We start from the raw sequence: 14,339 nt of genomic DNA, 5'->3' as shown, positions 1-14,339 counted from the left end.
ACAAAGAGGTTATGAAGCGCTGCGCTGAAGAGGTAACGCAAAAGGGACTAGGCGCTTTAAGTTCGCTCCTCGAAGCTCATTACGTCTCTATTTAAATAATATTGCAATCATATTAAATACCGCTTAACTAATCATTAGTTTATTAATGACCGATTAGGAAGGCATTTATGAGATCTGAACAAGCATTAAAGCTGGCGCGTCGCTTGGGTGATTTAATTCGTCAGCATCGTACTTTACTTTATACCCAGAGCACGTTCGCTAAGATGATTGGTGTATCTCGCTCCACGGTACAAAAGCTTGAACAAGGAGAGGTAGTAAAAAGCGATATATTGTTTGAAGCCCTTGTTGTTCTTCAATTGCAAGGCTCATTGCTGGATGAAATTAACGAGCTAGCCGCAGATGTGGGCGGTTATAATGCAAGACAGCGTAAAAGCAATAAAACTCAGGTGATTAACGATGACTTCTGAAGCTTATGTATTTATTGACGGTTTAGAAGACAGCCCCATAATTTGTGGTTTTTTTAAGTTAAATCCATAAACTGGCCGAGGTGAGTTTAATTATGGTAAAAGTTACCTTGCGCGCTCTGATGCGTTTGCGCCCCTTGGTTGCCATCGCCAACGCGACATAGGGAACTAAAAATACAGAGCGCGAGCAAGCTTCGCGCCTACATCGAGTGCTAACAGAAAATCTTGAAGTCTACAAGCGCGATATAAAATCGCGCCTACACACCACATCCACGCCAGCGTAAAATTTAACCTTGTAGACGCGCATTGCTTTTGTTTAAAAGCTGGGCTTTACGGTGTTAATTTTTTAAGTAATGAGAAGCTGCGTTTCTAACGTGAGCAAGCCCGACGTTTACAAGCGCGATATAAAATCGCGCCTACATGTTAGTGCCTTTCTTTATGTAATCTTCGCATCTTTTAGCAAATTAAAGCTGCTGTGTGTGGTTTTAATTATGCGGTTATTTACTTTGAGTAATTTTATTTAAGTTTTAGTAACAATAAACGCAAACTTTTTGCTTGGGGTGTGGTCATAAAAAGAGCTGCTTTTTACAGCTTGTTACAAATAAATAACGTGCCACTTGGTTGCAAAATGAGCGTGTAGCTATTGCCAGCATTATAATGTGGCGCGCTGAGCTTACCAGTGGTTCATTAAATATTAACATTGATAAAATTGTTCTTTTAATTTGTACTGTCTAGTATTAAAGGTTGACAGTACACACCCAAACAAAACATAATATTAACATTGGCTACACTTAAAAAGCATTTCACTTAATTGTATTGCGTAAATTGGTTGAAGGAGGGAAGTATTATGAACAAATTACTCATTGCATGCGCTATCACTGCTGCAACTTTGTACGTGTTTAAAAACGATTTGACCGCCTTGGCTCAAAATAATCTACCCAACTCAATAACTAACACCACGTCTGTGCAGCCTGCTCAACCTCTGGTGGTAGATATACAAGCAATGCAAAGTAGCCACGATGTAACTAATAAAGAAGGCACTGCACTTACCGAGCAAATAGTGATTACTCCTCAAGAGGTGGGTGAATACTCTGAGCTAGAAAGCGCTGCTCAAATTCAAAGTACGCTTGATTTAGCACAGTCAGAGCAAGTGTTTTTAGATAAAGTGCAAAGCAGCTTTGCTGAAAAGTCGCTATTTTTATACAGTTTTGAGTGTAAGCAAAACGATTGTAATGCAGGCATTGTGGCAACCGACGGGCAACCTAAACACGAGGATATAGCTGGCGTGTTAGCGCATTTATCGGCGTCTGAAGAGTTTGCTAATCACTCTGTGCAATTAGCGGGTGTGGCGGTTAATAACGATGGTATTTTACAATACGATTTAAATATTAAAAACATGCCCCCCGAATAATACTAAGCGCAATAATAGTTAATTATTTTTAGCAGCCAAACTTGGCACTAGCTGTGTTACAAATACAAAGATGCTAAAAGTACAGCAATGTACAACTAGTTAGTTATAACAACTAAACAGCGCATTTTTTGTAGCATTAAAACGTTTTCTCAGTCTTAAATCCATACTTAAAATAGCTCGCTTAATTAAGCGCATTAATACAACTCTATATTTTTAAACGACAAAGCGGCCTTGTGGCCGCTTTTTTGTGCTGGTAATTGAGTAATAGCAATTTTATCTTTAAATAGTGTACTTGCTGCGTTAAAAATTATTTGTATAGAGCAATAATATCAAGCTTATTTGCTCGGCTATTCTTTTGTTTGCATGTTTTTAGCGCGCTCTTCTGCCTCTATTAAGGCTTGTGATTTAGGCGCTTTCTTTTTTTCCTCAATCACGGGCTTTTTATCTGAATTTGGGTCCCAGCTTTCATCTAGCGAAAGGTTTGCAAATGGGTTGCTAGAATCACTTTGCTTGGGCGTACTATCGGCCTCTGATTGCGCTGGCTTTTCTTGAGCTGGCTGTGGTTGGTGAGCTGTTGATATTGGCGCATCTAACGTGAGTTCGTTATTTGGTTTTGCTGAAACTGTAGATTGTGCTGGCTCTTTACTTGGTTTTAAAGGCGCATCTGGATTGTAGGTACGAATTTCGGGCTCTTTAAAGTCGTGTTCGCTATTTAACGTGGTTTGATCAAGCTCGCTGTTTTTATCGGCTGTATGCAGCTGCGCGCTTGTATTAGGCTCAGTGATAGGGTTACTAGGCGCAGCCGGTTCGTTTATAAGAGTAGACTCTTGTGGTTTTACTTCTTCAATGGGCTCTGCTTTTGGCTGTTCTACTGCGGCGGCTTTGTGCTTACGCGTGCGCTTAACCGAAGGCGCGTCTGGGTTAAACTCTCTTACCTCGGGCTCTGTAAAGCCTTTTGCATTTTGAATACGCGCTAATGTATTTTTTGCGGCAGCTTCAAACTCTGCGGTGTTTGGCTCTGGCGCTACTTTTTTAGGTTCAGGTTCAGATGCTGGTGCATCTTCTTCTGGTTTAGCTTGTTCTGGCTCAGCCTCTATGGCTTGCGTATTGGCAGGCAATGGCTCGTTAATTGTCTCGTTTATTGGTGCATTAGAGCTTGCAGGCTCTGGCTCACTCGGGGCCGAAACCGTGGGCACAGCTGGTTTTGAAAGTTCATCACTTGGGGTTGGAGCCGTTTTGGGTGGTGCTGCTTGCGCTGCGCTTTTGTTGTTATTTTTTGGGGCTGTAGCCGTTGGAGCAACAGGCGGCTCGGGCTTATTTTGTTTAGCGCGGCGTAAACGTATAACCACCATGGCGCCAATTAATACCACAATAAGCAGTAGCAAACTTGGTAACAATAATGAACTTGGCGGCTCTGCAACTGGCGCAGGTATAAGTACAGGTGCGGGTTTGGGCGTTGTATTAACCGTTGGCTGCTCTTTTTTAGGCGCTGCTTTTGGGGCTGTTTCAGTGGCCACCGGCTGCGCTTGGCTAGTGGTAGGTGTTAACTCGCTGCTATTAGGCGCAATTTCGGCCTTAGGCGTGCTTGGCGCATCCTTTACTGTATTAATTGGCGCAGTCTCTGGCTCGTTAGTTTCTGAGCTTTGCTGGCTTATTTGATTTGTAGGCTGAGAGCTTGTAGTGGCTTTGCTTGCGCTTTGTTTTATAGCTTTTTCGGCCGCAGTTATTTGCTCAAGCAGTTGTTGTTCTTGCTCGGGGGTAAGGGCAAGTGGTTGTGGCTCTTGTTCAACAACTGGCGGCTCTACTGGTTTTGGTTTTGTTTGTACTTGCTTGGGTTTATTACAGTTTCTTTTAAAATCGCGTGCGGCGCTGCGGTATTTGGCACTGGCTTTATTATTACTGTACTGCTGCATTTCTTGCTTAATTAAAATACACATGGCTTCGTTATAGGCAGCACTTTGGCTGCTGTAAAATAAAGCAAAGCAAAAAATAAGTTGAGAGAGTCTAATAATCATAAAACACGGCGCTTAAGTATCAATAGTTTGATTTTAAGCGCAAAATTAAAATATATCTAGGCACTAAGGGCGACTAAATCGCGGCGTGAGGTTTGTAACCTAGTGAGATAAGTAAAAACCACCCAGCAACACGCTCTAGTTAATCAATCACCATTAGGCTGCGGTACTCGTCGTAGGCAAATTGGTCGGTCATGCCACTTATGTAATCTTGAATTAGCCTACAGCGATAGTAAAACTCGTAAGCGGCAAAGTGATCGGGCTCTTCTTGCATGGCATCTATGGCGTGCTGATAACTATTTAAGTGCTTTTTAGAGAGCTTTTTAACCAAACGCGATTCGATTAATAATCGTGAGTCGCCATTTAATGCGCGTTTAAAATCGTCGCTGTTAAGTTGTAGCAGTGGTCTATAACAATCGAGCAGGCCGTTAATGATGCGATAGCCTTGTAGTTCGAGTTTTTCTACCTCTTTGTGAGAAAACACATGCTTAAGCGCCACCTGTTTAAGGGTTTTAGTAACGGCATGTAAGTGGCTGTTATCTTCTAGTAGTGCTTGGTTAAAGTCGCCGTGGTAAATAGGCTCAATGTGCTCTATAAAACGCTTAGCGGCGTGGTTTACAAGTGGGTGAAGCAAGGCCACGCGTAGGTAAATAAAAAATTCGCTATTAAAGTTGTAAGGCTGCGCGTTGGCGCGCTCTAGTGCGTAATCTACCGCTTTATCTACAAAATTTAGGTGTTCGGTGTCGTCAATGGTTAGGTTTATAAGTGCTTTTTTATATTCACTTTTTAGCTGCTGACAAAGTAGTTCGGTGGTGATTATATCTTTTTCTACGGCGTCTTCTATGTCGGCTAAGCAATACGAAATATCGTCGGCGGCTTCCATAATGTAACTTGCCGGATGGCGGCAGTATGGCTCTATAACCAGCTCGTTTTGCAGTGCCTCTACAAAGGTTTTTTCGCTGTAGTAGTAACCTACTTTTTTCATTAAGTAGTTTTTATTTTGCGGTATGTCTTTTGGGTTTAATCCCGCGGGGCGGGTGTACTTTAAAATGCCCGCGCTTTGGCAATAAGTTAAGTTTAACCCCAGTAGCGAATGTATTATGCGTATGCCTTGGGCGTTGCCTTCAAAATTACAAATATCGTGCGCTAGGTGCTTAAAAATAACCCCTATGCCGGTATTTTGTTCTTGGCAGCGCGCAGGGGTAACACTTGCTAAGTTGTTATTAAACCAGTGATTTATGGCAGCTTCGCCAAAATGTCCAAAGGGTGGGTTGCCTATATCGTGCATTAGGCAGGCCATTTCTACTAGGCTTTCGAGCGGGCGTTCTAGCCCTTTTAAGCCAAACTCGGTTTGTTGCTCAAAGCTTAAATTTGCAAAAATGCGCTGTACTATAAAACGGCCAACTTGCTGTACTTCTAGTGAGTGAGTTAAGCGCGAGCGTACCGCTGCGTTTCGCTCTAGCGGAAAAACCTGAGTTTTTTGCTGCAACCTACGAATAGCTGCACTGTTAATTATACGACCGCGATCGCTTTCCATCGCCATTTGTAAATTTGCAGTCGTGCGATACATGCGCGCTGGGGTTATTTTTTTACTAAAGTCGATAGTCATCGGAGTCCTTGCTTAGTGGTGACGACTGGCAAAGTAAATGCGCGTTGTCATTCGTTTTAAATACTTACTTGTTAATATATACATCTAGACGAGTTAGGTACAGGTGCTTGTATCATTTAAGGCCTGGCAATTGTATTATAAAGCTATATTTTTCAGTATTTAACGCATTTTAATGTAGGCGAGTATTTGTAATGAAGTATGTATTTTTAAAGGCCATGATGTTGGCTCTTTTAGTGTTAACCAGCCAAGCGACATATGCGGCAAAAGAGCAAACCGTTGTACTTATATCAATAGATGGCATGCGTTGGGATTATATAGAAAAACACGGCGCGCCTAATTTAAAAGCAATGGCTGCTAAAGGTGTACGCGCGCAAAAACTAATGCCTGTTTACCCAACAAAAACGTTTCCAAATCATATTTCTATTATTACAGGGTTGCTGCCGGTAAATCATGGCATTGTAGATAATAACTTTTGTGATAAAGCCCGTAAAAACGAGTGCTACAGCATGGGTAAAGGCATGCGCGATAGCACGTGGGTAAACGGCATTCCACTTTGGAATTTAGCAAAAATGCAGGGGCTAAAGTCGGCTACTTATTTTTGGCCAGAGTCGGATGCGCGCTTTAACGGTATGACGCCCGACTATTACTTTCATTATTCTAAATACAGTGAGTACCAAGGCCGTGTTGATCAAATAATACAGTGGCTAAGCTTACCTAAAGCGCAGCGCCCACGTTTTGTGGCAAGTTATTTTTCACTTGTTGATAGCATGGGCCACGAGTTTGGCCCAGACGCACCGCAAACTCGCGATGCGGTAAAACAATTAGATGAACTAATGGGACAATTACAAACCCGTTTAAGCAAGCTAGAGCAAGAGATTAACCTTGTTATTGTATCCGATCACGGTATGGCGCATGTAAACCCAGAGCAAAGTATTGATGTATCTACATTGCCTAAAAACGATAATTTTATAGTTAAAAATACCGGCCCGCGTTTACTTATTTATGCAAAGCCTGCTGTAACAAGCGAGCAAATTGCAACTTACAAACAACGTTTGCAACAAGCCGCAAACGGGCGTTATACGGTATTAAACGACGAGCGATTAGCTGGGTATCATTATAATAAAGGCACTCGGGTGGGTGATATTGTTGTGCAAACTAATGCGCCTGCGGTATTTACTAACGAAGGCAAAGCAATGTACTTAGGTACTCATGGCTATGCCTATACCGATGATATGGCGGCTACGTTAATTGCTGTAGGGCCTGCTTTTAAACAAGGGCTAAGCCTTGAAAAGGTAAATAATCTTGATATTTACCCGGTACTTGCCAAAGTAATGGGGCTTAAGCTTTTAAGTAAAGTAGATGGTGACGGTAAAACGTTAATGCCTGCTATAAAACAAAAAATAGTAGTGCATTAATTAGCTGCGCACTTTTAGGCTTTTAGTGACTTAACCTTGAAAGATCAACAAACCTTAAGCCAAATAAAAAAGAGCGCAAATGCGCTCTAAAGGGAAATAATTATAAGTGGGCTAAATACAGCCTGCTTTAAATCACTTACTTAAAGTTAGCAATGCTTGTTTTAGTGTCGGTAACCGTACGAATAGCATACGCTTGGTTAGTTACACCAAAGGCTAAGCCATTTACGCTCCAATTAGGGTTAGAGAAGTAATCGTACTGCGTTGCGCTACCGTAAACGTGCGGGTAAGCCATAATGCTGGCAAATTCATTTTGTACGCCGTGGCCCATACCATCAACATACACACCGCCCGAGGTATCGCCTTGTTTACGTGAGTGCGCCAGGCCTTGGTTATGACCAAGTTCGTGTACAAACGTAGTGGCACCACAGTCAATAGCAGTAATAGAGTACATACGGTCGCTCATTGAGCTGTATAAATTACCGTTAGTGCCTTGGCCAACCCAAGCTAAACCACACGAGATTAAACCATTACCCGCACTTTGGCCGGTACCAAGTACGGCAACCATATCGGCTTTCCAGCTAGTGCGTAAACCATCTACGTAGCTGCTGTTAGTTACCGCATCTAACCAATCTTCAGACGGTGTAATTGCGTAATCGCCTAGGTTTTCTGTGCCGGCTAAACGCAGTGTAATGTCTACCCCATTTTGGCTATAAACCTGGTTACTAAAGGCGATCAGCTGGTTTATTTTAGTGTTTATATTGCTCGTAGCTGCGGCCGATTGGTCGGTATATAAAATACCAATATCAATCGTTACTGCCTGTGCTGCACTGGTTGCAAATAGCGCGCTGGCAATGGCTGCCGTAGTGATTAGTTTTTTCATTTTTATATTTCCTTACTTATGTAGTGGTTGGAAGTTTTACTGCTGATTGATTTAGTTGGGTTACTGCGTGTTGGGTTGTTCAGTTTTTTTTGGGGCAAACATATCTATGGTTTTATCTGTTTTTGGTGTGGGCGCATCTACGTGATGCTCTATGTGGTTTTGGTATAAATCGCGTTTTGCTGCAATCCAGCCATATTTACCTCTACTTTCAAAAACGTAATTGCCACTAGGTGCTGTAAATTGCCCATAAATTGCATCGTTTCCTACGGTCATAACCGTGGTGTGCAGTTGCCCATTGGCACCAATAACTTGGCCAAATATACTTTTATCGCCATTACTCGCCTCCGATAACGATGTGATTTCGGCGCTGTAGGTTTCAACGGTTTGCGGAATTGAAATATCAAACGAGTCGCCAGTTTCAAGGGTTTGTAACGTATTTAGGTCGAACTCTATGTAGGCTTCGTTGTTTAAATCGCTTGGTAGTACGTTGGCGTTGGTAAGTACCTCTTTAGCTTTTTCAGATACCTTGTTTATAGCCTCAAACTGGTTGCTTTTCGCTGGTGCCTCAATGGTTTTAGGTTTTACGTTAACGGGATCTTTACTCATATCTATGGGCTGTGGTGCTTTTTTATTTGCTGCAAATTGAGAGTCAACGGGCACTATATCCACTGCAACAGGCGCCGTTACCTGCTGAGGTTTTTCGGTATTAAATAGCAGCTTATAAATAGCAAATGCAGATAGACCAAGGGTAACAATTATTAAAATAGCGCGTTTCATTTGTTTCTCTTACGGGGTTTTTGGTTAACTAATTGTTACGTTTTATATCATCTAGAGAATTAGATCAAGTTAGTGGTGGTAGTATAAAAGTACTAATTATTTATATTGTAAATGATTGTAAATAAACAATTTACCTATAATGGGTTTGATTTATTGAGCTAAAAAGGATGGGTTTTTATAGGGTTTTAGCGGGGTGCAAGCGTAAGCGAATAATTGTTTTTGTTTTTAATTTGGCAATGAAGGCTGTGATCTTTATAGGTAAAAAAAATTTTAAAATAATGAATATTTTTCACGCTTAATAGCGTAAACGCTAATTGCAAAGCGTAAATAGGCAACGTATGTTGTGGGCTTAAAAATCTAAAATTAAGAGGGATTTTATGACGTTTTCCGATCAGCTGCTTAATCGAGCAACCGCAGGGTTGGTGGCTGTTATTATTGGTTTTTCAAGTTCTATTGCGCTTATTTATCAAGTTGTTATAACCCTTGGCGGCACGCCCAATTTAGTCGCAAGCTGGCTTTTAATGCTAGGGCTAGTAATGGGCATAACCACTATTGGGTTGTCGTATTATTATAAAGTGCCCGTTTTAATTGCATGGTCTACCACTGGGGCGGCTTTACTTATTTCCAGCGCGCAGGGCTACCATTTAGGCGAAGCCATTGGTGCATTTATGTTTGCCGCTACATTGGTTTTTGTGTCGGGGGTTACCGGTTGGTTTGAAAAAATAATGAACCGTATACCGAGCGAACTTGCCTGTGCCATGCTGGCAGGCGTATTGGTCACCTTTGGTATAGATGTATTTAATTTTATGAATGAGCTACCACTGGTTATAGGCCTAATGGTGCTTATGTATTTTTTAGGAAAACGATTTTTTGCACGTTTTGCCATGCTTAGCGTTTTAGTTGCAGGCGTGCTACTGGCGTGGCAAATGGGGCATATTGATACTGGCGCTATTCATTGGAAAATAAGTGAGTTTGCATTCATAGCACCGGTGTTTAACTTGCAAGCGTGTATAAGTATTGGCTTACCACTTTATATAGTAACCATGACCTCACAAAACTTACCGGGTATTGCTGTATTAAAGGCTCATAATTATAAAGCGCCTATCTCGGCTACGCTTAACGTAACTGGTTTTATTAATATTTTAACAGCCCCGTTTGGTACGTACTCTATTAATTTAGCCGCTATTACTGCTGCTATTTGTATGAGCGATGAGGCCGATAAAAGCCCCGATAAACGCTATTGGGCAAGTATTGCCGCAGGCGTATTTTATATTGTTATGGCACTTTGCGCAGCAACGCTTGTTGGTTTAGTGGCAAGTTTGCCGCAGGCATTAATTTTAGCCTTAGCGGGTATTGCGTTGTTTGGCACCATTGCTAATAGCTTGCAGCAAGCTTTAAGCTCAGCCCAATACACAGAGGCTGCAATAGTTACGTTTTTGGTAACCGCATCTGATTTAACCATGCTCTCGGTGGGCTCTGCGTTTTGGGGAATAATTGCCGGCGTTTGTACGTTGATGATCACCCGTAAAAGTTAAATAAAAGTGCCTATGGATAGGTTAAAACAGGTAAAAGCGTTGCTTTTAAAGCGCCAGCAAGCTGCGCGTCTAAAGGGTAATTTACCTCGGTGTTAATTTTGTTGGTAGGCGCGAAGCTTGCTCGCGCGAGATGCAAGTTACTTTTCTAAAAGCAAAGCGCCTCTTAACCTCTTTGTGGTTTATTGATCTTTAATACAAAAATGCACAAAGAGAAGGGAAAGAGGAGTAAATGAGAAGTGAAAGTTGTAGGTGCGAAGCTTGCTCGCGCAAAATAGTGGCTATGACATTTAATAATTGCTTATTTTACAGCTAAAAAAGCGGTGTTAAAATTTAACACCGCTTTTTTACGTTAAGATGCGTTTAAAGCATTGGTTTTAGCACATCATATAAAGCGTTAATGTGATCGTCTCTGTCGTTTAAGGCTGCAATATAACGGTACTTTTCGCCGCCTGCGTTTTCAAAAATTTCGCGATTTTCTTCTTCAAGCTCTTCGAGTGTTTCTAAGCAATCGGCGCTAAAAGCAGGGCTTAAAATTGCAACGTCGGTAATGTTTTCATCAGGTAACGATGCAAGCGTGGCGTCGGTGTATGGCTTTAACCATTCGGCTTTACCAAAGCGGCTTTGAAAAGTGCTAATTACTTTATCTTTATCAAGGCCTAGTTTTTCAACCACTAAACGCGTGGTTTGCAAACATAGGCAGTGGTAAGGGTCGCCTCTATCTAAAAATAGCTTTGGCATACCGTGGTATGAAAAAACTAATTTTTGCGGCATGCCGTTTTTTTCTAAATCTTCACTAATGCTGCTAGCTAATGAATCAATGTAAGCGGTGTTTTTGTGATAACCATTCACAAAGTGTAGCTCTGGCACCCAGCGCCATTTTTGCAATACTCTTGATACGGCATCAAATGTTGAGCCGGTGGTAGGGCTTGAGTATTGCGGATAAAGCGGCAGTACAATTATGCGCGTTAGGCCTTTATCGCGTAGCTCTTCAAGGCCGGCCTCTATTGAAGGGTTGCCGTAACGCATGGCCATAACAACTTCGGTATTGGTATAACCTTGCTCTTGGAGTAGCGCGTTTAGTTTGTCGCGTTGCAGGCGGGTAATATGTGTTAGCGGCGAGCCGTTTTCGGTCCAAATGCTTTCGTATAGTTTTGCTGAGCGCTTAGGGCGAATACGCAAAATTATACCGTGCAGTATTATCATCCACACTAAACGTGGAATTTCTACAATGCGCGGATCAGATAAAAATTCACGTAAGTAGGTACGCAGTGCCGCTGGCGTGGGCGCGTCTGGACTGCCTAAGTTGGTAAGTAAAATGCCCGTTTTTTGATTAAAACGTCCGTCGTGGGGATTGTCAGTGACTGCAGAAAATCGCGACACGCTGTGCTCCTTAAAGCAATGTGATACCTATTCGCAATATTACTTGATCATTTTGCGGGGCTAAACGTGTCGCTACCAGCGTTAAGCAATTCTCATTTAGAACAACTAAATAGCGAATTTTTTTGCCTAGCTATCTACACGTTTTTCCACCCTCAAAATAAATTACTTAATTAAGCGGATTGGTATTAAACAGTTTAAAATTTATACCCAGATTAACAGGTACCTGTTTGAATTAGTTTAGCTTATTTACGGTAATTGTAACGAAAAAAGCCACAGTTTAGATCACTCATTTAGCGCTTTTTACCATTATTCTAAACGGGGTCGGTTTTTTGGCTTCTAGTTGCTGTAGTTTTTCGATGGATTTTTTACCAAACACATGGCCTTTAGGTAACAACATAATACCGCTGTGGCTGTGTAACGTATGGCCTAAAATCATATTGGCTTTTAGCTCTCGAGCGCTGCATATAATGATAGAGCCCGCATTATTAAGTTGCTCATTTAATTTGCTATGGCTTGCCTCGAGTGCGCGCACAATTTTAGGGTGGTAAAAAGTGCCACTGTACATTTTAACGCTTTCGAGCGCGTCGCTGTGGCGCTCTTTGTCTGTGGGGCTTTGGCTTTGTTCAAATGCGTTCCAATAATCGCGAGCAACGCTAAGCACCATAGCGCCAATAGGAATGTCGTTTGCTGCTAATCCCTTTGGTAAACCGTTACCGTTAAAGCGCTCATATTGATGATAAATTGCATCAGATACATCATGTAAATGTATTGCAGGCATCAGCATTAATTGTGCTGTGCTAGGGTGCGTATAAAAGGCTTTGCGCTGTTGCTCGCTTAGCCGACTCACTGGCTTTTTATAGAGCTCTGGGTCCATAGCAAGCAAACCTATTTGCGCTAAGTAACCCGCCATGGGGGCTAAATCTATACTTTTTTGCGAGAGGTTTAAGTACAGTGCTATTTGGGTGCAGGTGTCGGCAATTTTTTGCGCTTTGTTGCCATCTAAGTATGGGTTGGCGTTTATAAAATTATAAAGTAGCTCTACGGTGGCTTTATGTTCGTGTTTTTCGCGCTCGTTGGCATCTTCTAGCTGTTTAAGTACCTGCTTAATTTGTTTTGTACGCTTTTCTACTCGTTGCTCTAACGAGTTATTTAATTCGAGAAGTTCTTTGTTTTGCTGTTTTACTTGCAGCTCGAGTTGCTTGTTTTGTTTTTTTAGCTGAAACTTTTCGATGCTGTCGTTTATGCTGCGCAAAAGCATATCGTTTTGCCATGGCTTTTGTATGTAGCCGTTAATTTGCGCTAGGTTTACAGCTGCTAGGGTGGTTTCTATTTCGGCGTAGCCGGTTAATAAAATACGTTGTGTTTCGGGGGCTTTGTTACGGGCTTGCTCTAAAAATTGCGCGCCATTCATGGTGGGCATTTTCATGTCGCTAATAATTAAGCTAAATTCGTAGCTGTTTAAAAGCTCAAGCGCTTGCACTGGGCTTTTGCAGGTCATAAAACTAAAGTTATTATTTTTTAATAAGGAGGTTAGTGAGCGCAGAACAATTTCGTCGTCATCAACACAAAGTACATCTACGGCAGTGATTGAATGTGCAGCGTCTGCTGGTTTGGTCATAGTGCTACCTTTTAAAATAATAAGCATAGCCTAAAAATTGCCCCTAGTTTGCATAATTACGTATGGCAAACTAAACGTTATACATGGATGCGTATTTATGGAGCGAATAGGATGAGCACTTTAACCGACGACTACAAACAAGCCTTTTTAGATGAGCAGCAAAAGCGCATAGCCGCAGAGCAACTGCTTGCCGATAAAAGCCAATTGTTAGTTGTGTTAAATGGCGAACTAACCAAAAACGTTGCTGAGCTGTCTTTGTATCAGCAAATGTTTGTTCAGGCCGACAAAATGGCAAGTGTGGGTGTTTTGTCTTGCAGTATTGCGCATGAAATAAATAACCCGCTTTCGTATGTAATTAGTAATATAGAAAGCTTGCAATATGTTAGCCCTCTTTTATCAAAATCTCTTCACTATAACGAGCAGTTTTTAACCGGCCAATTAAATGCAGGGCAATTTAAAAACGTGTTGGTTGATCTAAAAAAACAATACGAACTGGCATGGAATGGACACGAAATTTACTCGCAGTTGAGCGAAAGCCTAGATGGTTTAAAGCGCATAAAGCAAACCGTGCATAATTTATTAAACCTTAGCCAATTTTCAAGTACCCATAACAAGCAATATATAGATGTAAGCGAGGTTGCAGGCTCTGCTTTAGGCGTGTTGCAAGGGCAGCTTAAATACTGCGAAATAAAAACCAACTTTGAGCAAGTGCCGCTAATTTGGGGGGAGCTGTCGTCTATTCATCAAATTTTTGTTGAGCTGTTACTAAATGCTCAACAAGCGTGCGAACATGAACTAGAAAAAGGCACCATTATTGAACTAAGCGTAACGCAGCAAAATGAGGGGGTATGTATAAAAGTGAAAGATAACGGTTGTGGAATGGATGAAAATACCCAAGCGCATCTGTTTAAGCCTTTTTTTACCACACATAAAACCGCCCACTCATTAGGAATAGGGATGACCGTTGTTAACTTTATTTTGCAAGATCACGGCGGAAAAATAGAAGTTAGCAGTACTTTAGGAACAGGTACTACCATTTGTTGTTGGTTACCCGTAAAAGTACAAGAAAGCGTGATAAACCCATTGTAAATAAAGTGTTAATTTAATTTGAGGTTGAAATTAAAATCCTTAATTGTATGTGTTTTGAACAAGTTTAAGTGTTATTTTTTAGTATTTACATTTTTTTGCATAGTTAGACCTATTATTTAGTTTTTTCATTTCTTTTTATTTGCATATGT

Annotated in this window: 11 protein-coding genes and 1 pseudogene; 6 read left to right on the top strand and 6 right to left on the bottom strand. The window is 41.4% G+C overall.

Annotated features, from left to right (window positions below):
- Positions 1 to 167: 167 nt before the first annotated feature.
- The 3 genes and pseudogenes from PSH50_RS17100 (at position 168) to PSH50_RS17095 (ending at position 1,875) form a co-directional block, all read left to right on the top strand.
- Positions 168 to 467 (top strand): helix-turn-helix transcriptional regulator, encoded by a 300-nt coding sequence (locus PSH50_RS17100; RefSeq protein ID WP_004589614.1) that lies wholly within the window; start codon positions 168 to 170, stop codon positions 465 to 467.
- Positions 457 to 597: pseudogene (locus PSH50_RS21200) on the top strand (type II toxin-antitoxin system HipA family toxin); the annotation flags it as partial. The gene PSH50_RS17100 and the pseudogene PSH50_RS21200, both read left to right, overlap by 11 nt.
- A gap of 714 nt (positions 598 to 1,311) precedes the next feature.
- Positions 1,312 to 1,875 (top strand): hypothetical protein, encoded by a 564-nt coding sequence (locus tag PSH50_RS17095; protein WP_054982079.1) that lies wholly within the window; start codon positions 1,312 to 1,314, stop codon positions 1,873 to 1,875.
- 347 nt (positions 1,876 to 2,222) lie between these two features.
- Here the strand turns inward: PSH50_RS17095 and PSH50_RS17090 are convergent, their stop codons facing one another.
- Both PSH50_RS17090 and dgt read right to left on the bottom strand, forming a co-directional pair.
- Positions 2,223 to 3,890, bottom strand: a complete 1,668-nt coding sequence (locus tag PSH50_RS17090; RefSeq protein WP_273609864.1) for a cell surface protein — start codon at positions 3,888 to 3,890, stop codon at positions 2,223 to 2,225.
- A gap of 139 nt (positions 3,891 to 4,029) precedes the next feature.
- Positions 4,030 to 5,496, bottom strand: a complete 1,467-nt coding sequence (dgt, locus tag PSH50_RS17085; RefSeq protein ID WP_055255826.1) for a dGTPase — start codon at positions 5,494 to 5,496, stop codon at positions 4,030 to 4,032.
- 191 nt (positions 5,497 to 5,687) lie between these two features.
- On the opposite strand from dgt, the gene PSH50_RS17080 reads away from it, so the two are divergent.
- Positions 5,688 to 6,911 (top strand): alkaline phosphatase family protein, encoded by a 1,224-nt coding sequence (locus PSH50_RS17080; RefSeq protein ID WP_273609863.1) that lies wholly within the window; start codon positions 5,688 to 5,690, stop codon positions 6,909 to 6,911.
- 136 nt (positions 6,912 to 7,047) lie between these two features.
- Here PSH50_RS17080 and PSH50_RS17075 read toward each other — a convergent pair whose 3' ends face one another.
- Together PSH50_RS17075 and PSH50_RS17070 are read right to left on the bottom strand one after the other, a co-directional pair.
- Positions 7,048 to 7,791 (bottom strand): zinc-dependent metalloprotease family protein, encoded by a 744-nt coding sequence (locus PSH50_RS17075; RefSeq protein ID WP_004589607.1) that lies wholly within the window; start codon positions 7,789 to 7,791, stop codon positions 7,048 to 7,050.
- Between the two features lie 60 nt (positions 7,792 to 7,851).
- Complete coding sequence (locus PSH50_RS17070; RefSeq protein ID WP_273609862.1) at positions 7,852 to 8,568, bottom strand: hypothetical protein; 717 nt, start codon at positions 8,566 to 8,568, stop codon at positions 7,852 to 7,854.
- Positions 8,569 to 8,945: 377 nt separating this feature from the next.
- Between PSH50_RS17070 and PSH50_RS17065 the strand changes: the two genes are divergently transcribed.
- Positions 8,946 to 10,103 carry a benzoate/H(+) symporter BenE family transporter gene (locus PSH50_RS17065; protein WP_273609861.1) on the top strand — a complete coding sequence of 386 codons (1,158 nt, stop codon included), beginning with the start codon at positions 8,946 to 8,948 and terminating at the stop codon, positions 10,101 to 10,103.
- Positions 10,104 to 10,463: 360 nt separating this feature from the next.
- Here the strand turns inward: PSH50_RS17065 and hemH are convergent, their stop codons facing one another.
- Both hemH and PSH50_RS17055 read right to left on the bottom strand, forming a co-directional pair.
- Complete coding sequence (hemH, locus tag PSH50_RS17060; RefSeq protein ID WP_004589664.1) at positions 10,464 to 11,483, bottom strand: ferrochelatase; 1,020 nt, start codon at positions 11,481 to 11,483, stop codon at positions 10,464 to 10,466.
- A 286-nt stretch (positions 11,484 to 11,769) separates the two neighbouring features.
- Positions 11,770 to 13,101, bottom strand: a complete 1,332-nt coding sequence (locus PSH50_RS17055; RefSeq protein WP_273609860.1) for an HD domain-containing phosphohydrolase — start codon at positions 13,099 to 13,101, stop codon at positions 11,770 to 11,772.
- A gap of 111 nt (positions 13,102 to 13,212) precedes the next feature.
- On the opposite strand from PSH50_RS17055, the gene PSH50_RS17050 reads away from it, so the two are divergent.
- Entirely contained in the window at positions 13,213 to 14,190 is a 978-nt protein-coding gene (locus PSH50_RS17050; RefSeq protein WP_273609859.1) for a sensor histidine kinase, read from the top strand.
- Positions 14,191 to 14,339 lie beyond the last annotated feature (149 nt).

It is taken from the genome of Pseudoalteromonas sp. Angola-7, from assembly GCF_028599255.1.
In the GTDB taxonomy this organism is placed as follows: domain Bacteria; phylum Pseudomonadota; class Gammaproteobacteria; order Enterobacterales; family Alteromonadaceae; genus Pseudoalteromonas; species Pseudoalteromonas atlantica.
Note: the sequence above shows the minus strand (reverse complement) of the source record. Positions and strands in the feature narration are given on the sequence as shown.

What these genes read in the sequence shown, in the direction of transcription:
- PSH50_RS17090 (WP_273609864.1), bottom strand. Translation starts at nt 3,890, where the DNA reads ATGATTATTAGACTCTCTCAACTTATTTTTTGCTTTGCTTTATTTTAC.
- PSH50_RS17065 (WP_273609861.1), top strand. Translation starts at nt 8,946, where the DNA reads ATGACGTTTTCCGATCAGCTGCTTAATCGAGCAACCGCAGGGTTGGTG.
- PSH50_RS17095 (WP_054982079.1), top strand. Translation starts at nt 1,312, where the DNA reads ATGAACAAATTACTCATTGCATGCGCTATCACTGCTGCAACTTTGTAC.
- PSH50_RS17100 (WP_004589614.1), top strand. Translation starts at nt 168, where the DNA reads ATGAGATCTGAACAAGCATTAAAGCTGGCGCGTCGCTTGGGTGATTTA.
- PSH50_RS17070 (WP_273609862.1), bottom strand. Translation starts at nt 8,568, where the DNA reads ATGAAACGCGCTATTTTAATAATTGTTACCCTTGGTCTATCTGCATTT.
- PSH50_RS17050 (WP_273609859.1), top strand. Translation starts at nt 13,213, where the DNA reads ATGAGCACTTTAACCGACGACTACAAACAAGCCTTTTTAGATGAGCAG.
- PSH50_RS17080 (WP_273609863.1), top strand. Translation starts at nt 5,688, where the DNA reads ATGAAGTATGTATTTTTAAAGGCCATGATGTTGGCTCTTTTAGTGTTA.
- dgt (WP_055255826.1), bottom strand. Translation starts at nt 5,496, where the DNA reads ATGACTATCGACTTTAGTAAAAAAATAACCCCAGCGCGCATGTATCGC.
- PSH50_RS17055 (WP_273609860.1), bottom strand. Translation starts at nt 13,101, where the DNA reads ATGACCAAACCAGCAGACGCTGCACATTCAATCACTGCCGTAGATGTA.
- PSH50_RS17075 (WP_004589607.1), bottom strand. Translation starts at nt 7,791, where the DNA reads ATGAAAAAACTAATCACTACGGCAGCCATTGCCAGCGCGCTATTTGCA.